15 protein-coding genes and 4 pseudogenes are annotated in these 22,677 nt (G+C 69.2%); 13 read left to right on the top strand and 6 right to left on the bottom strand.

The window, feature by feature from the left end; translation table 11 throughout:
* Window positions 1-267 precede the first annotated feature (267 nt).
* Complete coding sequence (locus tag ACZ4MF_RS42645) at window positions 268-657, top strand: hypothetical protein (protein WP_467498928.1); 390 nt, start codon at window positions 268-270, stop codon at window positions 655-657.
* Between the two features lie 17 nt (window positions 658-674).
* On the opposite strand, the pseudogene ACZ4MF_RS42640 reads toward ACZ4MF_RS42645, so the two are convergent.
* Window positions 675-803 (bottom strand): annotated as a pseudogene (locus ACZ4MF_RS42640) (IS630 family transposase); the annotation flags it as partial.
* A 720-nt stretch (window positions 804-1,523) separates the two neighbouring features.
* Between ACZ4MF_RS42640 and ACZ4MF_RS42635 the strand changes: the two are divergent.
* The 4 genes from ACZ4MF_RS42635 to ACZ4MF_RS42620 all read left to right on the top strand — a co-directional run bounded on the left by ACZ4MF_RS42635 (window position 1,524) and on the right by ACZ4MF_RS42620 (window position 5,703).
* Window positions 1,524-1,724, top strand: a complete 201-nt coding sequence (locus tag ACZ4MF_RS42635; protein ID WP_467498926.1) for a hypothetical protein — start codon at window positions 1,524-1,526, stop codon at window positions 1,722-1,724.
* A 923-nt stretch (window positions 1,725-2,647) separates the two neighbouring features.
* The gene (locus ACZ4MF_RS42630; RefSeq protein WP_467498924.1) at window positions 2,648-3,820 is read left to right on the top strand and encodes a hypothetical protein; all 1,173 of its coding nucleotides are present in this window, start codon (window positions 2,648-2,650) and stop codon (window positions 3,818-3,820) included.
* A gap of 122 nt (window positions 3,821-3,942) precedes the next feature.
* Entirely contained in the window at window positions 3,943-4,164 is a 222-nt protein-coding gene (locus ACZ4MF_RS42625; RefSeq protein ID WP_467498922.1) for a hypothetical protein, read from the top strand.
* A gap of 792 nt (window positions 4,165-4,956) precedes the next feature.
* On the top strand, window positions 4,957-5,703 hold the full coding sequence (locus ACZ4MF_RS42620; protein ID WP_467498920.1) for a polysaccharide deacetylase family protein: 747 nt from the start codon (window positions 4,957-4,959) through the stop codon (window positions 5,701-5,703).
* A 629-nt stretch (window positions 5,704-6,332) separates the two neighbouring features.
* On the opposite strand, the pseudogene ACZ4MF_RS42615 reads toward ACZ4MF_RS42620, so the two are convergent.
* Window positions 6,333-7,301 (bottom strand): annotated as a pseudogene (locus ACZ4MF_RS42615) (LacI family DNA-binding transcriptional regulator); the annotation flags it as partial.
* Window positions 7,302-7,544: 243 nt separating this feature from the next.
* Here ACZ4MF_RS42615 and ACZ4MF_RS42610 point away from each other — a divergent pair.
* Window positions 7,545-7,826, top strand: a pseudogene (locus ACZ4MF_RS42610) (sugar-binding protein); the annotation flags it as partial.
* A gap of 19 nt (window positions 7,827-7,845) precedes the next feature.
* Window positions 7,846-9,381 carry a glycoside hydrolase family 43 protein gene (locus ACZ4MF_RS42605; protein ID WP_467498918.1) on the top strand — a complete coding sequence of 512 codons (1,536 nt, stop codon included), beginning with the start codon at window positions 7,846-7,848 and terminating at the stop codon, window positions 9,379-9,381.
* 570 nt (window positions 9,382-9,951) lie between these two features.
* On the opposite strand, the gene ACZ4MF_RS42600 is transcribed toward ACZ4MF_RS42605, so the two are convergent.
* Window positions 9,952-11,274: a glycoside hydrolase family 6 protein gene (locus ACZ4MF_RS42600; protein ID WP_467498916.1), complete on the bottom strand. Its 1,323-nt coding sequence runs from the start codon at window positions 11,272-11,274 to the stop codon at window positions 9,952-9,954.
* A 138-nt stretch (window positions 11,275-11,412) separates the two neighbouring features.
* Window positions 11,413-12,378 (bottom strand): glycoside hydrolase family 6 protein, encoded by a 966-nt coding sequence (locus tag ACZ4MF_RS42595; protein WP_467498914.1) that lies wholly within the window; start codon window positions 12,376-12,378, stop codon window positions 11,413-11,415.
* 281 nt (window positions 12,379-12,659) lie between these two features.
* Here ACZ4MF_RS42595 and ACZ4MF_RS42590 point away from each other — a divergent pair, with 281 nt between their 5' ends.
* The gene (locus ACZ4MF_RS42590; protein ID WP_467498912.1) at window positions 12,660-13,673 is read left to right on the top strand and encodes a LacI family DNA-binding transcriptional regulator; all 1,014 of its coding nucleotides are present in this window, start codon (window positions 12,660-12,662) and stop codon (window positions 13,671-13,673) included.
* A gap of 382 nt (window positions 13,674-14,055) precedes the next feature.
* Here the strand turns inward: ACZ4MF_RS42590 and ACZ4MF_RS42585 are convergent, their stop codons facing one another.
* Together ACZ4MF_RS42585 and ACZ4MF_RS42580 are read right to left on the bottom strand one after the other, a co-directional pair.
* Window positions 14,056-14,463, bottom strand: coding sequence for a ricin-type beta-trefoil lectin domain protein (locus ACZ4MF_RS42585; RefSeq protein WP_467498910.1), 408 nt, complete (start codon window positions 14,461-14,463; stop codon window positions 14,056-14,058).
* Window positions 14,464-14,522: 59 nt separating this feature from the next.
* Window positions 14,523-14,660: a hypothetical protein gene (locus ACZ4MF_RS42580; RefSeq protein WP_467498908.1), complete on the bottom strand. Its 138-nt coding sequence runs from the start codon at window positions 14,658-14,660 to the stop codon at window positions 14,523-14,525.
* A gap of 391 nt (window positions 14,661-15,051) precedes the next feature.
* Here ACZ4MF_RS42580 and ACZ4MF_RS42575 point away from each other — a divergent pair, with 391 nt between their 5' ends.
* From ACZ4MF_RS42575 to ACZ4MF_RS42555, 5 genes and pseudogenes are all read left to right on the top strand, one after another.
* Window positions 15,052-15,198, top strand: a complete 147-nt coding sequence (locus ACZ4MF_RS42575; protein WP_467498906.1) for a hypothetical protein — start codon at window positions 15,052-15,054, stop codon at window positions 15,196-15,198.
* 891 nt (window positions 15,199-16,089) lie between these two features.
* On the top strand, window positions 16,090-17,538 hold the full coding sequence (locus ACZ4MF_RS42570; RefSeq protein WP_467498904.1) for an arabinofuranosidase catalytic domain-containing protein: 1,449 nt from the start codon (window positions 16,090-16,092) through the stop codon (window positions 17,536-17,538).
* A 103-nt stretch (window positions 17,539-17,641) separates the two neighbouring features.
* Window positions 17,642-19,618: a right-handed parallel beta-helix repeat-containing protein gene (locus tag ACZ4MF_RS42565; protein WP_467498902.1), complete on the top strand. Its 1,977-nt coding sequence runs from the start codon at window positions 17,642-17,644 to the stop codon at window positions 19,616-19,618.
* Between the two features lie 190 nt (window positions 19,619-19,808).
* On the top strand, window positions 19,809-20,945 hold the full coding sequence (locus tag ACZ4MF_RS42560) for a ricin-type beta-trefoil lectin domain protein (RefSeq protein ID WP_467498900.1): 1,137 nt from the start codon (window positions 19,809-19,811) through the stop codon (window positions 20,943-20,945).
* A 76-nt stretch (window positions 20,946-21,021) separates the two neighbouring features.
* Window positions 21,022-22,488, top strand: a pseudogene (locus tag ACZ4MF_RS42555) (glycoside hydrolase family 10 protein); the annotation flags it as partial.
* Window positions 22,489-22,677: the final 189 nt, after the last annotated feature.

The raw sequence follows: 22,677 nt of genomic DNA, 5'->3' as shown, positions 1-22,677 counted from the left end.
CCGAAGAGACAGCCCTGCCCGCCGAACTCAGCGCATAGCCTCAAAGCGAGATCACCGAGTGGCCGTCGATACACCACTCCCGCGGACATGACCTGCAGAGCGGCACCGGAACCCCTCCTTCACTGTGCAACCGAACACTCCGCACGATGCGTCGCCGACCCTAGATTGGGGATGGACTCACTCACCCGGCTGACCGCGCACAGGCAAGCTGTCGTGCGGACTGCCAACGGCCCAGCCAGGGCTGCCATCAGAGGGGGAAGCATTCTCATGAAGTGGAAATTGGGGCGGCGCGCGGTGCGAGCTGCCATGGTCGGCTCGATGGTCGCCGGCAGTGTGGTGCTGGCCAACGGCCAGGCTCAGGCAGCCGAGGGGCAGTGGACGCTCAGCACGAGCTACTGCTCGGCAGTGGTGAAGATCGAGCTGCATTCCTACCCCGATGGCCTCCACGACGCGCAGGCCATCGATCCGACCCGGATTACTTACCCTGGCTCCTGCCACTTCTCCCTTATCGACAACGGCAGGGTCATCTACAACTCGGACGACCAGCCGAACCCCGCCGCACAATCGCCGTGGGAGTACGACGGCCCTTGGCACTCCATGTACGGCAGGGTCTACGACTCGATCACGGGCGAGCAGCCCACCAGTACTCCCAACTAGCCACTGACTTCGGCTCGTCAGGGTGACGTCGGAGTGCCGAGGGCCAGACCGGTGCCGGCTAGGAAGCCGTCGAGGGGGCCGGGCCGGTACCGCAGGCGCTTGAGCCGGTTGCGGACGAGGGTTTCGAGTCGGTCGAGGGCGACCATGGTTGGGGAAGGCACCAGAACAGGTGCGCGTGACGGCCCAGCCAACGGCGCCGGCGGCGCCTGAGGCGGCACAGAGCTTGCCGTAGGTGCGTACGAGCCGCTTCCCGTCCAAGCGGCGGCGCAGCTTGATGTGCGACATGCCGTGAGTCCTGTCTCCGACCTCAGCCGCAAGGTAGCCCACGCCGTTGTCCACGGTTCGTCAGGTCGCCCGTTGCCTTGGGGGCGCGGGTTCGTTGAGCCGGTCGGGTGATCCGGTGGGCTGAGGCGAGAGGGCGGGCACGTGCGCCACGGCAAGCCAAGGGCACTGTTCCCGCGAGGCCCTGACCGCTGCTTGCTCCTGCTCAGGTGCCCCGGAGCTGTCCGGAACCATACGAACTTGTGTGACGGGCTCCCGGCGTGAAGCGAACGTTCCTCAGGCGCTTTTGATTCTGGGTCGCACAGGCAACAACCGGAGGGGAAGACATGCGAGGGAAGATCGGTACTGGCGGTGCAGCACTGGCAGTCGCAGGAGCGACCCTGCTCTGCGTGCTGAGCGTCGCACCGAACGCTTCGGCCGACCCCGGCGGGGGTGGCTGCCGTTCTTCGGCCTACCCTGTGGCAGCTGGCGTCAGCCTGCGACCCTGCGACTAAGGCAACATCATCAACCAGATCTACGGCAACGTCTACGTGACCGGCCCGACTGGACTCAACATTGACGTGTGCGCTCAGCTCCAGGTAAACGTGGACGGCTCCACGACGGAGGTAGGCGACTTCGGCTGCGCTGGCTGGAACAACAAGCCCAACCAGACCTGGTACACCAAGGCGGTCAGCGTGACCCCTGGCGTGCAGTATGTCCTGCAGACCGGCTTCTGGGCCACGATCAACGGGCATTACGGCTACCAGGGCGATGTCCAGGGCCCGCGTGCCAGCACACAAGGCTGAGTGCGCTCCGGCCACTTGTATGAACACGGTTATCCTGGGAGGTAACTGGTGCTCTCGGCGTACGTGGAGTAGCCGGCTGGAGGCCGGATACTCCACGACGAGGACCCGTGGGGCTGGCCAGCCCGACTGGCAGGCCCCGGCGGGTCACTCCGCCGGAGCCGTCTCACCGCTGTGCCGCTCCGGCACCGCCAGCCGCTCCGCATGAGGGAGTGCGGGGGATGGTTTCTCCACTGCCATGACGCCCGCAGATCGCTGACCGGCATTCCGTACCGGGCGGCGATGCGGCTCATCAGCGACCAGGTGGTCTCCGCCGGGAGCAGAGCGATTCGTAGAACACCGCCTGCGTCACGGTCCTGCCTTCCGCCCTCGGATGGTGTGTGCCGCTCTCCGAGATCACTGCTCATCGCAGGGCCCGGTGCCGGACCGCCCAACACGCCCTCATCCCCGCCGACTTGAGGCAACCGTCGTGCGGCCACCTTCCGCCCGGCACGGTTACGCCCGCGTCCTTCAACGACACGACCGCGCTTGTGGTGACGCCGCAGGCCGTCACCACCGCGGACTTCCCCGGGGCTGTCGACATGGCGCGCTGCATCCGGCCGCGCCGGAGGGTGACACAAGGGAGAGTGCATCGTCGGACAGGGACCGAGGTGCCGGACCTTGAGTCATGACGTGCTCAAATTCGGCGTGTACCTGGGCATTCCACGCTACCCAGAAGTCCGGCCACCAACGTCCGCAACAGGCCCTGGCGAGCCCCGCCATCAGGCGACAGGGTGAAGGCCTACTGCCCGAGATCGGCGGCCAGGGCCGCCAGCTACGGTGCGAGCTGGCGGTAGCGAGCCTGGGTCCAGGACCTGGCCATGGCGGCCGCGCCCCGGCTACGTTGGCGTCTGCGCACAATTGGGCAGACGAAGAGGGGGCCAGGCGTGACGAGCGGGGAACCCGGCGGCGGTTTATCTGTCACCGCAGCAGCCGGCACGGACATCACACCAGACACGGACCCACACGGGAACCCGGACGCGCGGCCGGACCCGGGTGACGGGCCGGCCCCCTCAGCGGGGGGCGATACCGGGCACGGCGAAGCCAGCCTCACCGAGTACCTGTTCTTCTTCCTCGGCCTGTTGCCCACACTCATCGCCGGTGCACGGATCTATCTGATAGCTCACGGCGACCGTACGACCATGCTGGAACTGCTCGGCACCCTGAACGTGAGCGCCCTGGTGCTGGACACCTTCATCCGCTTCATCGGTGTGATCGGCGGGGCGGTGACGGCGTTCCTCCTGGTGCGCCTCCTCCTCGAACGCCCCCAATCCCCTCCCCGCTCCTGGCTTCGCCGCGTCATCTGGGACCACCGCCGCCCGGCCCTCTGGCTGCTGGCAGGAACCTTCGCGGCGTTCATCAGTACCGCCTACCTGGAAGAGTTCTACGACGCCGACAACAAATGGACCTGGCAGCCCGTCGACCTCTGCAGGATCTACGCCTGGCTTGCCGTGCTGTATGTCGGCCGTGCGCTGGCTGTCCGTGCCTGGCGTCGCCGGTCCGCGTCCCGGCGACCGAGCCGGGACGGAACGGCGGTGGGCACGACGGGCGGCGCCACGGATGACGCCGGCGACCCGGATCTGGCTCGGACGACGGGTGCGCCCGCCCGCAGCCATTGGCGTCTGTGGGGAGTGGCGACGTACACCCTTCTCCCGGTGGCCGTCCTGATGACGTGGTCATTGGTCAAGCAGTCCGACGACCGCATGTGGCTGCCCGCCCAAGTGATCACTCTCGATGGCGCCCCGGCTCTGGTCGCGCAGGAGGGCATCGACCAGAACGCGAAATTCCCGCATCTGAATGCCGAGCACGACGGTCACTACACCTTCGTCGGCTACGTCCTGGACGACAACGGCACTTCGCAGACCATCCTGTCCTCCAGCGGAGTTCTGCTGACCGCCGATTCCAAACACATCGTGGATCGGGAGTTCTGCCAGTACGAGCCCACTCGCGACGTCGCCGACGACACCCCTTTCGTCGACCGCATACTCAATCACGACGACTCCTGGTATCCCGGGTTCACCTGTGAGGACCTGCTCAAGACGGTCGTCGGACTCAAATAGGTCATCGGATGCCGCGTGGCGCGTCCGCTCCTCAACTCACCGCCCACCCCGGGATCCGAGCCCCTGCGCTCGCCACGACGGATCCGCGGTCGCGGACGGCCCCTTGCTCCCGGTGCCGGCCGATGCCCCGCAGGAGGGCCGTTCGTGGCCGCGCCGTGATGCCGGTGTGGTCCGTGACGGTCCTCGGCCCGGTGTCGCGGGCCGTGACGACATGGCCGTGGATGGCCCTGGCCGCCCGAGCGATGGTGTACCGCGTCACCTACGGTGTCGCCGACACCGTCGTCGGGCTCGGACTCCGCCTGATGTTCAGGGTTCCCTTCGCGCGCGGCGGTTCGCTGAGCTGACGCGGGACCTGCGGCGCTGGGCATAGGCCCCCGACGGACACGCCGCCCCTGAACTGGGCCCGGGTGTTGGCGGCTGGAGGCGTGCCGGGGCTGTGTCCCGCGCGCCGGGTGAAGCGCCCTTGGGTGCTGGTTTTGCGCTGGCGCAGGCTCTGCGATCACCAGCGGCCACCATGCGGGGGTGGTGAGGTGCCTGTGGGAGTGGTGAAGTGGTTCGACCCTCAGCGGAGTGTGGGCCGGCGTCGTGCTGGACGGCAAGGGGCTCGACGCCGTCGCGTGCCGGTCAGCGGTTCAGGGCCGGGGGAGAGGACGCTGCTCGCGGGCGAGCCGGTGGAGTCCGACCTCACTGTTGACGCCGCAGATGTCCGTGCCGACAACATCTGCCGCCTTCGCTTTCCGTGAGGGTGACGTCCGCCGGATCGCGCCTGATCAAGCGGCTGGCTGACGTCGCTTGGATGATCGTCCTCACCGCTCTCGCAGCCCCTGATTCCGGCACCGATGCACCATCCTCGGCCAGCCCGGGCGGCGCCGGTGGCACCTCCTCGGCTGGCCTGGCTCCGAAGGCGTGCCGAGCGGAATGAGTGGATGAGGGCCAGACAGAAATGGAAGAGTCAAGGCCGAGGAAAGGGATCCCAATGCGAAGAATGAATTGTGAGTCGGCTCACAAAAAGTATGATCTGTGACAAAAGGCGCAAATGTCCTCGATCTCTTTATATCGGTCGGACATTCGGTCATCGTCGTGGGGACCCGACATCGCCATCCCGGAATGGCCGACGATGCCAGGAGTAGTACCGCATGCGGAACCCGAACTCTGTCCGACCCCTGTTGCGCCGCGCGGCTGTCGGCTGCACGGTTGTCCTCTCTCTCGCCCTGGCCGGCATGGGTACGAGCGCGAGCGCCGCATCCGGCGCCGGCGCGCCGGCCGCCCAGGCGCACGCCCCAAGCTCCTCGATCGCCTACCGCACGGCGACCGACGGCCGTACCGTGGCACTCACCTTTGACGACGGCCCGGGCCCGGCCACCGGTCAGATCCTGGACCTGCTTGCGCAATACCATGTCAAGGCGACCTTCTGCCAGATCGGCACACGGGCCGCTGCAAACCCTGCCATGGTCAAGCGCATCATCGCCGACGGCCACAGGCTGTGCGACCACACCGTGCATCACCCCCAGCCGATGCGCACCCTCCCGCACGCGAAGCAGGTCTACGAGATCACCGCGGCCAAGAACATGATCATAAAGGCTGGGGGGCCAAACACCCAGGTCACATGGTTCCGCGCCCCCGGCGGCGACTTCAGCCCCGAAAACCGCCAGATAGCCGTGCACGCCGGTCTGCGCCCGCTCGGCTGGACCGTCGACCCCCGGGACTGGGCGCGCCCCGGCACTGGCTCGATCCTCGCCACCGCGAAACGGGAACTGCGTCCCGGCGGCATCATCCTCATGCACGACGGTGGCGGTGACCGCAGCCAAACCGTGGCTGCCCTGCGCCAATTGCTCCCATGGCTCAGCAAACAGGGCTACACATTCGCCTTCCCCGCACGCTGACGGGGCGGCACTGACCGACCTCCGTTGCTCCGGCCGTCCGGGCCTGGCTGCGCGCGGCCGGTCCGCGCTGCGGCAGGCCGTTGACGGCCTGCCGCAGCCACGCACGTGCGCGGGCAGCTGATGTTCGAAGCCGTGCCGGCCCACTGGTCCGACGCGGACGCGGCCGATGTCCTGGCACCGCTGTGCGAGGTGCTCGGCAAGGACCTCGACCACGGCCTCGCCGGCCGCCGCCCCGCCCTGTCCGGTGGCCACCGAGCCCTGTACGGCACGATTCTGCGACTCCCGGTCCGGCCGGCTGGGGCAGGCTGCCGGGTAGCCGACCTCCCCGCGCCCGCGTGGTGCGGGGGAGACTGCAGCCTGCCGTCGATACCTGTCCGTCTACGGGCAGCCCGCATGCTTTACATACCCTGCAAGCGGTCCGTGCGGTCGCTGGGCGGGGCACTGGCGGCCATGGCCCCATCGCCGACCGGTACTCGGATCTCGGCCGTGCCACTGCCCGGGTGCGTGCTTGTGGCGACCGGCAGGGCCACCCAGGCCGGACCTGGGGCCTTCTGCGGTACGCGGCCGGAGTGATGTGTCACGGGCTTTCGAAATTTCGAAGGTGCCGGCGACTCAATGGTGGTCGGGGCTGGGGCTGTGCTGCTGCGCTCGACCAGGCTGGTGGCCAGGTCCACGCGCAGCGCGGACGGTGGGTTGCCGCGGGCGAGGTCGATCACTATGCGCGCGGCGACCTCGGCCATCTCGGTCAGCGGCTGGCGGACGGTGGTCAGGGGCGGGCCGACCCAGCGGGCGATGGGCAGGTCGTCGAAGCCGACGACGCTGAGATCCTCCGGGATGCGTAGGCTCAACTCCCGTGCGGCCTTGTAGAGTCCGAGCGCCTGAAGGTCGTTGCTGGTGAAGATCGCGGTGGGCCGGTCCGTGAGGCGCAGCAGCTCCAGGCCCACCCAGTAGCCGGTTTCGTGGTGGAAGTTGCCCTCGCGGATCGGTGAGGGATCGAAGGCGACGCCGGCCGTCTCCAGCGCGGCCCGACAGCCGTCAATCCGGGCGTGGCTGCACATCATCCGGAGCGGTCCGGCAATGACGGCGATCCGCCGGTGGCCGAGGTCGAGGAGGCGGCGGGTGGCGGCGAGGCCGCCGTTCCAGTTGGCCGTCCCGACCGCCGGCATGTCCTGACCGGGGTCCCCGGCGGGGTCCATCACCACGAACGGGATGTCTCGGCCGGTCAGTTGGGCCTGTTGGGTCTTGTCGAGCCCGGACGGCACCAGGACCACGCCGGTGGGGCGGCGGGCGAGCACCCGTCCATCCGGGGCTGCCCGAGGCTGAGCCGACCCGAGGATTCCGACAGGACGACGCTCGTTCCCTCGTCGCGGACCACGTTCTCGACCCCGCGGATGACCTCCATCGCCCAGGGCACTCTCGAACTCGTGGAACACCAGCTCCAGCAATGGGCTGGACGGGGCGCTGTTGCTGCGTCGCCGCTGGTAGCCGTACTGACGCAGCAGCTCTTCCACCCGCTCCCGGGTGGCGGGCGCGACGTCCGCGCGGCCGTTGACGACTTTCGAAACAGTCGGTGTGGACACCCCCGCCTCACGTGTGATTTCGGCGAGTGTCGCCCCTCTGGTCACGAGCCTCCTGCTCTGCCCTGGTGTGCGAAGTACGAAGTGCGAAGCCGCTGCGGTTGGATGCGACGGATATCAGCTGCTCAGGGCATCGGCCAGTACGTCCGAATCGAGATCCTCCAGAGCCTTGACGGAGGTCGACGTTGCGCCTAGGTTTCCCGCATCATTCGGCAATCGCTTCGAAATTATCGGCGGAGTGGCAATCCAATGGGTTCTCCTCGTATGACCGTTCGCAGCGGTGCGACCCGGAACAGATTCGCCGCGGTCGCGGCAACGACCGCGCTGGTGCTCGGTCTGACCGCCGCGTGCGGGTCCAGTGGGGGTCCCCACTCCGGGACGATCCACGTCCTCGTCTACGGGGACGCCGCGAGCAAGGCCGAGAAGCAGATCGTCGATACGTTCAACAAGACCTCGAAGGTCAAGGCGGTGCTGGACACCATCCCCGGCGCCGACTACCAGTCCAAGCTCAACACGATCATCAACACCCCGCAGGCCCCGGTCGTGCCCGAAAGGAACACATTCTGTGCGTACGTACGACAATCCTGTGATCAGCGGGTTCCACCCCGATCCAAGCGTGTGCCGGGTCGGTGACGACTACTACCTGGTGTGCTCCAGCTTCGAGTACTTCCCCGGGCTGCCCCTCTTCCACAGCAAGGACCTGGTGCACTGGAAGCAGATCGGCAACGTGCTCGACCGGCCCGAGCAACTGCCGCTGCCTCTCCCCGGAGCCAAGGCGTCCGGCGGCCTCTACGCCCCCACGATCCGCCACCACGACGGCCGTTTCTGGGTCATCAACACCAATATCGACGGCGGTGGCAACTTCGTCGTCTCGGCCGAGCGGCCCGAGGGGCCGTGGAGCGACCCGGTGTGGATCGACCTGCACGGGATCGACCCCGATCTGGCGTGGGAAGAGGACGGCACCTGCTGGTGCGCCTTCTCCGGGCCCGAAGGCGGTATCAACATGGCCAGGATCGACCCGGTCAAGGGGGAGGTGCTGGAGGGGTCTTTTGCCACATGGTCGGGCAGCGGTCTGAAGTACCCCGAGGCGCCGCACCTCTACCACATCGGCGACTGGTGGTACCTGCTGATCGCGGAAGGCGGCACCGAACGCGGCCACAGCGTGTCCGTCGCCCGCGGCCGCTCGCCGCGCGGACCCTGGGAAGGCGCACCCGCGAACCCCCTGCTGTCCCACAGCGGTACCGGCCGCTCCATCCAGAACACCGGCCACGCCGACCTGGTGGAGGCTCCCGACGGCAGTTGGTGGATGGTGCTGCTCGGTGTCCGGCCCCGCGGCTTCACGCCCGACGTGCACGTGCTCGGCCGCGAGACGTTCCTGACCCCCGTGGAGTGGGACGAGGACGACTGGCCCGTCGTCGCGCCCGTTCCCGAGAGACACGTGGCCCCGGGTGGTGCCTGGCACCCCGTTCCGGACCTGCCCGCCCGCGACGACTTCGACGAGTCCGCCCTCGCGCCGCAGTGGGTCTCGCCGTTCACCCGCCCGGAGGGCTCCTGGTCGCTCACCGAGCGCCCTGGCTGGCTGGCCCTCAACGCCACTGGCGCCACCCTCGACCGCCCCGGGTACACCTTCGTCGGCCGCCGCCAGCAACACCACGACTGCCGCGTCACCGCAGCGATCGACCCGGGTACGGGACGCGGCGGCCTCTGCGTGCGCCTGGACGAAGCCCACCACTACGAACTGGAGGTCGGGAACGGAGAGGCCAGAGTCGTCGCCCGGATCGGTCCGCTGCGCCAGACAATGGCCGGCCGACCGGTCCCGTCCGGGCCGCTGACCCTCACCGTCGCGATCCGGACGTGCGACCTCGTGCCCGCGTCGCCCGAACTCACCGATGGCGGGACCACCGGCCCTGACACCGTCGCCTTCTGGCTCGGCGATCCTGACGCCTCGGACGCCCAGCCACTCGTCGAACTGGACGGGCGCTACCTGTCCACCGAGGTCGCCTGCGGATTCACCGGCCGCGTTATCGGCATGTACGCCACCGAGGGCGCGGTCGCCTTCGACTGGTTCGAGTACGCACCGGCCTCGGCGCCCTCCGCTTGACGCCCGGCGTTCGGCCGCGTGCGTCCCCCCCCGCGTCCGTGCGGACGCCGCACGCGGCATGCCGCGAGATCGCCGGCGCGGTCGGGATGCCGGCCTTGGGCGAGGTCGTGATCGCCTGGGCGGTGGCGGCGGTCCCGGCGTCGGCCCTGCGGCCGGGGAGCAGCGCCAGGACCAGAGCAGCCAGAACTCCCGTGGCGGTCAGCGTGACGGCGGTGCCCAGCATGAGCCTGTGTCTGCGCGGTGCTGTCGCGCTGCTCGCCTCGCCGTCGTGGTCTCTGTCTTCATGTCAGTCCGTTCGGGGATCGAGCCGATGGTGCACTGCTCAGTGGCCGCAGGAAGCGCAAACGTAGCCGACCGATTTCCACACCTCCCGTTTCGGTTCGCGCCGTCGCTCGGTGGGCACCGCCCGCCGCTGCGCCCCCACCTCGGCAGCCTGCCCCGCCCCCCCGCTGCGATCCCGTACGCGACCAGCACGAGCAACCGAATCCCACCCACACTGGCTCGGTGATCGGCGACTTGGAGACGAAGCGGGCTCGGTGGCCGGACGCGTACGGAGGTGAACGACAGGGCTCAGCGGTCGAATGTCAGGCGTGGTACCGCGTTGTGGGCCAGCGCGTGGGCCTGGTCGGGCCACCACGTGCCGGCGGGTGGGTCGACGATGCCGTATTCGGGATCGATCGTGCCGCCGGTGTTGCGTGTGCAGCTGCCGTCGGATTCACCGGGGGTCTTGATCCACAGGTAGGCGTCGACGAGTGGGACACCCGTGTGGGCGGTGGGGCGTGGGCCGAGACCGCGGCCGGGCGCGTTGCACCAGGCCTCCGGGTCCCCGCTGTACTTGCCCGGCGGAGGGGTCCAGGCGCCCAGGCCGTTGCGGCTGGTGTCGATCACGAAGTGGCGCAGTTCGCCGGCCGGCGCGGTGCCTGCGTTCTGGTCGAACCAGGCATCGGTCCACCGCCAGGTGCCGGGGTCTGTGGGGGAGACGGCGTCGCCGGGGGCGCCGTCGTTGGGGGCGGCGGACGAGTAGTACTGGCTTGCGCACCAGTCGGTGTGGCCGCGTGCCTGCTCGGGGCCTTCGGTGGCGTACCAGACGCACTTGGCGATCCAGGTGCCGTATCGGGCGTTGTGGTCGGTGGGGTGGTTGTTGGACACGTTCAGGGCGAAACCGTCGCCGTACTGGACGCCGGCGTCGAGCAGCCGCTGGGCGATGTCGCCCACGGACCGCCACTGGACGTTGCCGGCGTCCACGTAGACCGCGGTGCGGGGCCTCGCCTTCAGGGTTTTGACGGCGTATCGGAGGTCGCCGATGCGGGCGGCGGTGAGTTCGCCGGTCGGGTCCGTGGCGGGCCCGCAGTCCTTGGGGAGGTTGGCGAGGCCGTCGGGTTCCACTACGACCACGGCTCTGTCGCCGCCGATTCCGGCGGCGAAGGCGTCGATCCATTGGCGGTAGGCGGCAGAGGACGCGGCTCCGCCGCTGGAGTACTGCGAGCAGTCCCGGCCGGGTATGTCGTAGGCGACCAGCACGGGGGTCCGGCCGACGGCCCGGGCCCGGCGGACGAGCGTGTGTACCGTGGCGCGCACCTCGTCGGGCGTGCCCTGGGTGAACCATTCGGCCTGCGGCCAGCTCGCGAGTCTGGCCATGTTCGTGGCGTCCTCGATGTCGCCGTTCCCGAGGTCGACGAGGGCCTGTTTCGCCGCCTTACTGTGCGGGTCCACATAGAACTTCGTGGCCGGGGTGATCACGTCCGGCGTGGGCGTGGGCGTGGGCGTGGGCGTGGGTGTGGGCGTGGGCGTGGGCGTGGGCGTGGCCTGAGCCTGCGTCGCGGTGAGGGCGGTGCAGACGGCGAGCGCCGCGATGACGGCGGCCGCGCGGCGCCGTAGGCTGCGTGGTTTCATGACTGCTCCTGGGCGGTGGATGGACGAGGGGAGGCTGGAAGACGGCGAGCGGTGGACCCGGCGGCGCTGTGGCGGACGGTGCCCGTGGCCCGGTGGCGGGGCAGGAACGCGCCAGGTCGGCCAGACGGGGATCCGGGATCAGTAGCCGTAGATCATCTTGTAGGCGACCTCGGGGAGGAACTGTCCGGCCGAGGAGCCGGCTCCGACGCCGCAGTCGCCGTCGGACTCGCCCGGGTTCTTGATCCACAGGAGCATCTCCGCGCCTCCGCCCGTCTGGGTAGGGCTGCCGATGCGGCGGCCCGAGGGGTTGCACCACTGGCCGTCGGAGCCGTGACCGTTGCGGCTGGTGTCCACGACGAACGGCTTGGTGTAGCCGTAGCGGGCGCTCAGTTCGCTGTTGACGGCGTTGCCGTAGGCGATGTTCTCGGCCGTGGTGTAGTAATTGGAGATGTTGAGCGAGAAGCCGTGGGCCTGTCGAAGGCCGGCTTCGTGGAGGCGCCGGGCCGTCGTAGCCGGGCTCGCCCAGGCCGGGTTGCCGGCGTCCAAGTAGACCCAGGCGTTGGGTGCTTGGCGGTTGAACTGGGTGAGGGCGCCGGTGATCATGCCTTCGCGTTCGTCGATCTGAGCCTGGGTCATGCAGCCGTAGTCGGCGAGGGAGTCCGGTTCCAAGAGGACGATGGCCGGGCGGCTGGCGATCCCGCCGGCGAACTGGGCGATCCAGCTCGCGTAGGCGGACGGCGAGGCGGCTCCGCCGGCGGAGTGCCCGCCGCAGTAGTCGCGGTGGTAGATGTTGTACGCGACGAGGAGGGGCAGCTTGCGTTGGGAGGCCGCCGCGCCCGCGTAGGCGCCCGTGGCAGTGCCGATGGTGCCGCTCCAGGAGCCGAACCACAGGGCCATCGGAGTGTTGGCGATGAAGGCGTTGATCGCGGACGCCCGGCCGTCGCCGGGGTTGGCGGCGACCCACCGTTTCGCGCTGGAGTCGGGGTCCACATAGAACCCGCTGGTCATGGTGGTCGGGTCGGCGGCATGGGCGGACGGTGCGGCAACGAGCGCCAGCGGCAAAGCGAAGAACGCCGTTACGAGGGCGCGGAGTCTGCGGCGCATGGCTGTACCTCGTTTCCGGGCGGGGATGCGCCGCATGCTCTCGTTCGGAGCGTGCGGCGCGCTGAGGAAGTGCGGGGTGAAATCATGGGAGCGCTCCCAAACTGGAAGCGATCCCAGGGACTTCGAGAACCGTGGGCTGTGGCCGGTATCGTGTGGCCCGCCGCTCGACCTGTCAAGAACGTCGGCCGTCCCTCCCTTCACATGGCGGAAAGAAGGCTCTACCGTCTCGGAACTGGAAGCGCTGCCAACAGCGCGGCCGACGGGGGAGGGGCTCACGGGTCATGGCAGGAAACACGCCACGCAGGCAGTCGACGATGGACGAGGTGGCCGAACTCGCCGGTGTCTCCCGCTCGGTGGCCTCCCGCGTCCTCAACAACGCCCCGCATGTCAGCCGCGCCAAACGCGAGGCGGTCGAACGGGCCGTCCGGCAGCTCGGTTACGTACGCAATCCGACCGCCCGCGCGCTGGCGACCCGTCGGACGGGAGCGGCGGCCCTGGTCGTCGCGGGAGAGGATCCGTCCATCTTCGCGGACCCGTTCTTCGCACAGGTGATCGTGGGAGCGTCGGCCGCGCTGGAGGAGGCCGACCTGCACCTGATGCTGTGCCTGGCGGCCTCCGACCGGGGCCGCAAGCGGGTGGAGGAACTCCTGCGGTCCCGGGGCGCCGACGGCGTCATGCTGATGGCGCTGCGCGACGGGGACCCGCTGGCCCGGACGGCCGAGGAGGCGGAGATGCCCGTCGTGTTCGGCGGACGCCCGGTCGGTCCGGCTCCCCGGTGGTACGTCGACGTCGACAACGCCGGCGGGGCGCGCGAGGCGACCGAGCACCTGATCGCGCGTGGCCGGACCCGCGTGGCGGTCATCTGCGGGCGGCTGGACACCGAGGCGGGGCGTGCCCGGTACCGCGGCTACCGGGACGCGATGCTGGCGGCCGGACTCAAACCGTACCCACCGCGTGAGGGGGACTTCACCGAGCCCAGCGGAGCCGCCGCCACGGCCGCGTTGCTGTCCCAACACCCCGACATGGACGGGGTGTTCGCCGCCAACGACAACATGGGGGCGGGAGCGCTGCGCACCTTGCGCGAGGCCGGCCGGCTGGTCCCCGACGACGTCGCGGTGGTCGGCTTCGACGACCTGGCCGTCGCCCAGGTCGCCGATCCGCCGCTCACCACCGTCCACCAGCCCGTAAGGGCTCTCGGACGGGAGACGGCGCGCATGCTCGTCGCGCTCGTCAACGGACAGGAACCCACCCCGCTGATCCTGCCCACCCGCCTGGTCACCCGCTCCAGCTCCTGACGGCGGAGCGCCGTAGTTGATCATCTGAACGGGTGGGTCCGGCCGCCTTCGTGGTGAGCCCTACGGTCCTTGACGAGCCCGACTTCGACACGAAGCCGTTGTGTGGGGAGGCGGTCGCGGAGTGCGTGGTCGTGGACGAAGTCGTGGTCCCACAGGACGGCGGATACCTTGATGGTGCGGGCCGCGCGGCACCTTCCGTCTACCGGGCGATTCGTGATGGCCGGCCCGATGAGGCGCCCCAAGCCACGCCGGCGCGCCGAGCGATCTCCCCGGTGTTCATACGGCTCCTCAAGCACATACCCGTAGGGCGCCATAGGTCGCTGTCGGCTCTTCGACCAGCCGCAGCCCGCCCACTCGCACCGCAGACGCGCCGGTGCGGTGATCATCCGCGCATCCATTGCTTGTTGGTCTGGCCGTTGCAGGACCAGGTGATGACCTTGGTGCTGGGGCTGGCGCGCCAGTCGGAGGCGTCCAGGCACAACGGGCTGCTGCTGGAGTAGACGGTGAGTTGGCGGGAGGCGCTCTGTGGCCAGGTCTGGTTCGCTGCGCCGGTGCAGTCACGGATGCGTGTCTGCGTACCCGCCGTCGTGGAACTGCCCGTGAAGTCGCGGCACTTGCCCGCACCCCCCCCGCACGCAGCACACCGTCCCACTGGCCGGTGTGGCGGTCGACGGCGCGTACGGGCACTTGCGCGATGGATCGAGATGCCGGTGACGTCGGGCAGAGGAATTGGGTGTAGAGGGTGTCGTTGTCGACGAAGGTTTTGAGCCAGGGGATCAGGAATCTTCATCCCGGTGCCGCATCTGGTAGTCCAACGCTGCCGGCAGCTGGGTGCCGCCGGCAGTGTCGTCATCGGTGCGGCTGTGGGGTCTCGTCGCGGATCACGACGAAGCCGAACGACGCCCTGCCGCCGTTGAATCCGTTGCCGGGAGACACGCTGACCGACGCGGTGGTGGAGGGACCGCTGGGGGCGGCGACGCCTGCCACGGAGGGATCGGGGCCGCGCTGGTAGGGGGCCTGCGGCCGACGCCGGTTGCAGGGGCGCGAGCATGGTCGCGAGCAGCTCCGCGACGGCCACGAACGCGGCCGCAACCCCTGACGGGCCGTGCCCGTCAGCCGGATCGTCTCCGGGCGGGCGGGGTCTTCGCGGACCCCCGGATGAATGTGTGCTGCTCGGCATCAGCAACCTTGTTGCTGATCTTCAGGACGGTGGTGACCGGTGGCGGCTGGTCGATCCGCCGACGACAGAGCCGATGAGGCCGCCGCCGCACGGGACCGCGTCAAAGGTCCGTCCGGATGACGGAGGCGTCGTCGTGGCGCCCCTCGTCGATCGAGCCACCGACGGCGTGGCCACCTCCCCCGCGGGGGTGCCGTCAGCGTGATCGTCGCCGTCGGTCCGGTCGTCAGTGGCGCCGGCGGCGAGAACTCGTCTCATCGCGTCTTCTTCGGGTTCGGGCGCCGCTTCCCCGCGGCCGTGCGGCGCAAGGGGGATGAGTTCGCGGCGGTGAACCGGTGTAAGGCGTGACAGTCACTCGACGGACTGGTCTCAAGCGGTGCTGAACGAGCGCCTCGGCCCCCACGGTGCCTCACAAGCGTCTGGGCATCATGAAGGCACAGGTGGGCGAAGAGTGTCTGAGCGCCATGTGCCCACGGGGAATGACGTCGGGCAGGGAACCGTCCGGTGGCCAATCGGTTCACGCCTTACGCAAGGTGCGGCGCGAACCGGTTCCACGCAAGCGCTTCGACGGAGGAGGTTACGACCGGAGGTGTGCTGGGTCAATGGCGTGCCGCGAGACGAAGGCAGATGCCGACGCGGGGGCGACGCCCCGCCGCTCGGCCGGTGCACTCGGCAACCGGTGGACCGGCATCCGAGTTTGTTGGCTGCGCTCCTGTTCACCGGCGGCATGGCAGGTCATCCGGGTGGTCCGGGACCAGTCGGCGGCCATACCCGCCCGCCCTGCCGGTCCGCGCGGCCGGCGGACACGCCACCACCTGCCGGCCACGATGCGGGGCGCGCGTGGACGCGTCGGTCGGCCCTGACCCGCTGGAATCCAGCCGTCGAATCGATTCCGCGACAAGGTTTGCGACAGGGGCTCCAAGACCCTTGACAGTGCCGCGAAATCGGGAGCAACGTCTCCCCCCGAAACCTCTCTGCAATCTCGCTGCAAAGACAGCACATTCAAGCGCTTCCGGATTCGCCGACGCCACCAACACCAAACCCGACCGGGTTGCGTCGGCATGGTGGGGAGATCAGATGGGCACCGTACGTGCAAGACGCCAGCTGCTGTCCGGCCGCGGTGGCGTCCGGTTGTTACTCGCGGCGGTACGACGCCGTGGCAGGCCGGAAAGCGTGCCGGAACAGGCACACGTCCCTCCGCCGGCAAGCTCGCCCCGCTCTCGGCACTCTCGGCGGACCATGGTCGTCCGGGTGGGGGCCGCGGCCGCGCTCGTCGCCGGTACTCTGATCGGCGCCACGGCCGCGGCCGGCACAGCGCGGGCCGCCGCCTCCGGGCCGTGCGACATCTACGCGGCGGGCGGAACGCCCTGTGTGGCGGCGCACAGCACGACGCGAGCGCTGTACGCCTCGTACGACGGGCCGCTTTACCAGGTCCGGCGCGGCTCGGACAACACCACCCGGGACATCGGTGTCCTGGGCGCGGGTGGGTATGCCGACGCCGCTGCCCAGGACTCGTTCTGCTCGGGGACGACGTGCCTGATCACGATCGTCTACGACCAGTCCGGCCGTGGCAACAACCTCACCCAGGCGCCCGCGGGCGGCGCTGCGGGCGGACCCGACAACCTCGCGAACGCGACCGCCGCGCCCACCACGATGGGCGGGCACAAGGCCTACGGCGTCTTCGTGGCACCCGGCACCGGTTATCGGAACAACCACACCAACGGCATCGCCACCGGGGACAGCCCCGAGGGCATGTACGCGATCTTCGACGGCACGCACTACAACGGCGGCTGCTGCTTCGACTACGGCAACGCCGAGACGAACAGCAACGATGACGGCAACGGCACCATGGAGGCCATCTACTTCGGCAATATCAGGGTCTGGGGCTACGGTTCGGGCAACGGTCCGTGGATCATGGCCGACCTGGAGAACGGGCTGTTCTCCGGAGTCGACCAGCACTACAACGCGGGCGATCCGACCATCAACTACCGGTACACGACCGCCATCGTCAAGGGCGGGGCGAACCACTGGGCGATCCGTGGCGGCAACGCGCAGTCCGGGGGGCTGTCCACCTTCTACGACGGGCCCCGTCCCAACGTCTCGGGCTACAACCCGATGCGCAAGCAGGGGGCCATCATCCTGGGCACCGGCGGCGACAACAGCAAGGGCGCCCAAGGCACCTTCTACGAAGGGGTGATGACCTCCGGCTACCCGTCGGACGCGACCGAGAACGCCGTCCAGGCCAACATCACCGCGGCCGGATACAGCAGTTCGTCTTCCGGAGGCGGGACGAGCACCGGCGCGCTGCACGCGGTGGGCGCTGGTAAGTGCCTGGACGTGCCGAACTCGTCCACCACGGCCGGCACACAGCTGCAGATCTGGGACTGCAGCGGCGGCACCAACCAGGCCTGGACCCGCACGTCGTCCAACCAGCTGACCGTCTACAGCGGCAGCAGCCAAATGTGCCTGGACGCGTACGACAACCAGACGTCCGCCGGCACCAAGGTGGAGACCTGGCCCTGCAACGGCGGCGCCAACCAGCAATGGCAACTGAACTCCGACGGCTCCGTCACCGGCACCCAGTCCGGACTCTGCCTCGACGTCACCGGTGCCTCCACGGCCAACGGCGCCCTCGCGGAACTGTGGCCGTGCAACGGCGGATCCAACCAGCGATGGAACCTCACCTGACCTGACGGCTCCGGTTTCGTGGCCGGCTCACCGCCGGTCACGAACCGCTCGCCAGCAGGCCTCGACACCACGGGACAACACCCGCCGGCACCGGAGGATGAGCATGTCCAGAGCCAGAGCGCTCCGTGGCCTGTGGGCCGTCCCCGCAGCTCCGCTCGCCCCACCGGCCGGCAGCCCCGCCGCGGCCGGGGTCGGGTACGGGGGGCCGGTGGAGCGCCGAGCGGCGGCTTCCGACCTGTACGTGGCGACCGATGCGTCCCCCGGCGGGAAGGCTACGGCCGAGCAGCAGTTCGCCTCCATCGACCAGGCGAAGCAGCCCGCGCACCGGCTCCCGGCCGATTCGAACGTCGTCCCCCATCTGGCCGGTGGCCCGTACCGGCTGTCCAAGCCACTGACCTCCGGCTCCGGCGACGGCGGCCAGAACGGCCATTCCATCACCCACCAGGCCGCGTCCGGCCTGCAGCCGGTCGTGTCAGGCACCCAACAGGCATTGGGTTGGCAGGTGCATGATCGGAGCAGGAATACCTGGTCGGTTCATGTCGGCACCGGCGTGAACACGCGCCGGTTGTACGTGAATGACGAGGAAACGCCACGGGCGGCGATCCAGGTGCCCCGTTCCGGCTTCACCTTCACCCGGACCGGCCCGACCATCACCGGCTCCTCCCTCGACTGTCTGGCCGGCCTCTCGGACCAGAACCACATGGAGGTCGAGAGCATCAACTCCTTCGCCGACCGCTACGCGCCGGTCCAGTCGATCAGCGGCAGGACCATCACCATGCGGCAGCCCGCGTGGAACAACGACTCATGGGGCTACGACACCATCAACGCGCCGTTCGCAGGCAGGACGATGTGCCTGGAGAACAGCTACGCGTTCCTGCAGCAAGCCGGACAGCGGTCTCTCGACTCCTCCACCGGCGACCTGTACTACCGGGCCCAGCCGGGGCAGAACCCGAACAGCCTCGGCGTCGAACCGCCCCGGCTGCAGAGCCTGCTCGGCATCGCTGGGAGCTATGGCTCACCGGCGGCCGGTCTGGGCTTCACCGGCATCCGCTTCACGGGAACCTCCTGGCTCGGCCCGAGCGGACCCGACGGCTATGAGGACCAGCAGAGCGGCGCGCACATCACCGATACCTACGCGATGCCCGCCAATCGGCTGAGCACTTGCACGTCCGGATGCACACGGTTCGAGGCCACCCGTAACCACTGGGCTCAGATGCCCGCAGCCGTCCGGGTCTCCGCTGCCACCGGCATCACCTCGGCCGGTGACACGTTCTCCCCACTCGGCCGGGCCGGAGTGGGCGTGGGCAACGACGGCGTCGCCACAGCCTCCGGCACGGGGCTCGGCGCCGACGGCAACACCGTCACCGACGATGCCGGCAGCGGCATCCAGGTCGGCGGGATCCAGCCCGACGCGCACCACCCCGGCAACCCACAGATGACCAACCAGAACATCACCATCAGCAACAACAAGGTCAGCGGGGTGGGTGACGACTACAGGGAAACCCCGGCCGTCCTGTCCACCTATGTCCCCAACGCGACGATCACCCACAACCAGTGCGACCACCTGCCCTACGACGGGATCGACATCGGCCGGGGCTGGGGCGTCAACGACCCGGGCGGCAGCCGGGACTACGTCAACCGGGGCACGTACACCTATCAGCCCGTCTACAGCACTCCCACGACGCTGAAGAACAACACCGTCTCGCACGACCTGATCTACGACACCAAGAACGCGATGTTCGACGGCGGCAGCATCTGCAACCTGTCCGCGAGCCCCGGCTCGGTGATCTCCGACAACTACATGTACGACGACAACCACACCGACGACAGCACCTTCTTGGGCAACTCGTACAACGGCGGCAACTCATACGTGGCCACCGGGTCCCCGCACAGCAACGTGCAGTTCCAGTTCGTGCCGGCCTCGGGAGGTTGCGGGCAGTTGCAGGCGCGGAACTCCGGGCAGGTGGTTGCCGTGTCGGGCAGCTCCACGGCTGTCGGCACCCCCGACATCGTGCAGCAGGCTCCGGGCGGAGCGGCCAACAGTCTGTGGCTGCCGCTACAGCAGTCCGACGGCTCGTAGGCCTTCCGGAACCAGGGCAGCGGCCTGCGTCTGCACGTCCACGGCGGCGGCCGCGACCCCGGTCGGCAGCTCGGCCAGTGGCCCGGCAAGGACGCTGCCGAGACCAACCAGAACGTCATTCCCCGCTGGCTGCAGCAAGCGGCAGCTTGTTCAACCCCCCGCTATTTCCCCCCACTCGTGAGGAACGCACATGAAGAAGTGCTCGGTAGCTCTGGCCGCAGCGCTGACGGCCGCGCTCGGCGTGGGCGCCGCACTGCCCGCCGCGGCTGCCACCGACACCGGTGCGCCGCCGTCCGCCGTGCGGGCCGCCGCGCCAGCCCCCTTGCGGCTGATGCCGTTGGGCGACTCGATCACATGGGGCGTCGGCAGCCCGTCCGGGAACGGCTACCGGGGCTTCCTGTGGAACCGGTTGGCGGCCGAGGGGCATGCCCTGGACTTCGTGGGGTCGGGCCGCAACGGCACGATGTCCGACCCGGACAACGAAGGCCACTCCGGCTGGCATATCGACCAGATAGCCGGCATCGCGGACTCCGTGCTGGCCCGGTACCGGCCCAACGTGATCACCCTGGAGATCGGCACCAATGATCTGAACGGCGGCTCCCAGGCCGAGCCCGCCGCCGAACGGCTCCATGCGCTCATCGACCAGATCACGGCCGACGCCCCTGACGCGACCGTCCTCGTCGGCACCCTGATCGTCTCCACCAACAGCACCGAGGAAGCCACCCGCCCCGCGTTCAACGCCAAGCTGCCCGGCATCGTCCAGGCTGAGCAGGCTGCCGGCAAGCATGTGCGCCTGGTGGACATGAGCGCTCTGACGACCGCGGACCTGTCCGACCCCTTGCACCCCAACGACAACGGCTACAGCAAGATGGCGGACGCCTTCAACGCCGGGGTCCAGGCCGCGGACGCGGCAGGCTGGGTCAAGCCGCCGCTCTCCGTGGGCGGGCCGGTGCACTCGGGGGTCGCGGGGAAGTGCCTGGACGTCAACGGCGGCAACAGCGCCAATGGGACCGCCGCGCAGATCTGGTCCTGCAACGGCGCCGACGCGCAGTGGTGGTCCGCGGGCTCGGACGGCACCTTGCGGGCGCTCGGGAAGTGCCTCGACGCCACGGGCGGTGGTACCGCCAACGGCACGAAGATCGAGATCTGGGACTGCAACGGCGGCACCAACCAGCAATGGCAGGCGTACAGCGGCGGTTACCGCAACCCGGTCTCCGGCCGCTGCCTCGACGACCCCGGTGCGTCTGCCACCGACGGTACGCAACTGATTCTGTGGGACTGCAACGGCAGTGCCAACCAGCGGTGGACCGCTCTGCCGGTCTCCTGAACCTCGTGAACCGACTCCACAAAATGCCCGTCTCGTGATCGGCGTCTCCCCCCACACACGAGGAGAATGATCCTTTATGTCCTGGTTCAACGAACGGCCCCGTCTGGGTAAAGTCCTGGCCTCGGCCACCGGTTTGACAGCCGCCACGGTCCTGGCCCTGGCCGGGACGGCGGCCCCCGCCGCCCACGCGGCTTCCGGCACGCTGGGCGCGGCAGCAGCCGGCAGCGGCCGCTATTTCGGCACGGCCGTGGCTGGCGGAAAGCTCGGCGACCCGACGTACTCCACGATTCTCGACCGGGAGTTCAGCACGATCACCCCGGAGAACGAGATGAAGTGGGACACCACCGAACCGTCCCGCGGCAACTTCAACTTCGGCCCGGCCGACCAGATCGTCAACCACGCCACCGCGCACGGTCAGCGGATGCGTGGCCACACGCTGGTCTGGCACTCCCAACTGCCCGGCTGGGTCAGCTCCATCACCGACGCGAACACCCTGCGCAGCGTGATGGACAACCACATCACCACCGAGATGAATCACTACAAGGGCAAGATCTACGCCTGGGACGTGGTCAACGAAGCCTTCGCCGACGGCGGCAGTGGCCAGCACCGCAGTTCGGTCTTCCAGAACGTGCTGGGCAACGGTTTCATCGAAGAGGCCTTCCGCACCGCACGGGCGGCCGACCCGGCGGCCAAGCTCTGCTACAACGACTACAACATCGAGAACTGGTCGGACGCCAAGACCCAGGGTGTCTACAGCATGGTGCGCGACTTCAAGGCGCGCGGAGTGCCCATCGACTGCGTCGGCTTCCAGTCACACTTCGGCGCCGGCGGACCGCCCGCCGGCTTCCAGACCACGTTGTCGAACTTCGCCTCGCTCGGCGTCGACGTACAGATCACCGAGCTGGACATCGCGCAGGCGTCGCCCACGGCGTACGCGAACACCGTCAAGGCGTGCATGAACGTCGCCCGCTGTACCGGCATGACGGTGTGGGGGATCAGGGACAGCGACTCGTGGCGGACGGGGGAGAACCCGCTGCTGTTCGATGCGCACGGGAACAAGAAGCCCGCTTACGACGCCGTCCTGTCCGCGCTGGGCGGTGCTACGGGAAGCTCGGGTGGCATCGTCTCGGGAACGGTGTACTCGCTGACCGACGTCGCCACGGGGCGGGTGCTGGACGTGGCGGGCGGGGAAACGGCGAACGGTACGTCCCTGCAGGCCTGGGACTCCAACGGCGGTGCGAACCAGCAGTGGCGGGCGAGCCAGAACAGTGATGGCTCGTACACGCTGACGAACGTCGGCAGCGGGCGGGCCCTGGACGAGCCGGGTGGTCGGACGGGCAACGGCACGCGGATGGAGATCTGGGACGCCAACGGCGGCGCGAACCAGCACTGGCGGGCGAGCCGGAACGGCGACGGCTCGTACACGCTGACCAACGTCGCTTCCGGCCGGGCGCTGGAAGTCGCGAGCGGGCAGGGCGCCAACGGGAGCCCCGTCCAGGTCTGGGACTCCAACGGCGGCGCCAACCAGCATTGGAGCCTCAGGTGACGTAGTCGCGCCCTGGGAACGAACGCCCGCGCCCGGTACGGCGGCCGTATCCGGACGCGGGTTTCGCGAGTCTTCCCTGCGCAGGCTCTCGGGCGCGCCGACGGGAGCGCTCGACGCCGTTCGGAGCCCCTCAGGAAGCCGTCGTCCTGGGCAACGGCCGCGGCCGCTGCAAGCCTGCCGGCGCCA

The organism is Streptomyces sp. NPDC025793 (genome assembly GCF_055558375.1).
This window is presented reverse-complemented; position numbering and strand designations above follow the sequence as displayed.

What these genes read in the sequence shown, in the direction of transcription:
- ACZ4MF_RS42645 (WP_467498928.1), top strand. Translation starts at nt 268, where the DNA reads ATGAAGTGGAAATTGGGGCGGCGCGCGGTGCGAGCTGCCATGGTCGGC.
- ACZ4MF_RS42625 (WP_467498922.1), top strand. Translation starts at nt 3,943, where the DNA reads ATGCCCCGCAGGAGGGCCGTTCGTGGCCGCGCCGTGATGCCGGTGTGG.
- ACZ4MF_RS42620 (WP_467498920.1), top strand. Translation starts at nt 4,957, where the DNA reads ATGCGGAACCCGAACTCTGTCCGACCCCTGTTGCGCCGCGCGGCTGTC.
- ACZ4MF_RS42600 (WP_467498916.1), bottom strand. Translation starts at nt 11,274, where the DNA reads ATGAAACCACGCAGCCTACGGCGCCGCGCGGCCGCCGTCATCGCGGCG.
- ACZ4MF_RS42595 (WP_467498914.1), bottom strand. Translation starts at nt 12,378, where the DNA reads ATGCGCCGCAGACTCCGCGCCCTCGTAACGGCGTTCTTCGCTTTGCCG.
- ACZ4MF_RS42590 (WP_467498912.1), top strand. Translation starts at nt 12,660, where the DNA reads ATGGCAGGAAACACGCCACGCAGGCAGTCGACGATGGACGAGGTGGCC.
- ACZ4MF_RS42585 (WP_467498910.1), bottom strand. Translation starts at nt 14,463, where the DNA reads ATGAAGATTCCTGATCCCCTGGCTCAAAACCTTCGTCGACAACGACAC.
- ACZ4MF_RS42570 (WP_467498904.1), top strand. Translation starts at nt 16,090, where the DNA reads ATGGTCGTCCGGGTGGGGGCCGCGGCCGCGCTCGTCGCCGGTACTCTG.
- ACZ4MF_RS42565 (WP_467498902.1), top strand. Translation starts at nt 17,642, where the DNA reads ATGTCCAGAGCCAGAGCGCTCCGTGGCCTGTGGGCCGTCCCCGCAGCT.
- ACZ4MF_RS42560 (WP_467498900.1), top strand. Translation starts at nt 19,809, where the DNA reads ATGAAGAAGTGCTCGGTAGCTCTGGCCGCAGCGCTGACGGCCGCGCTC.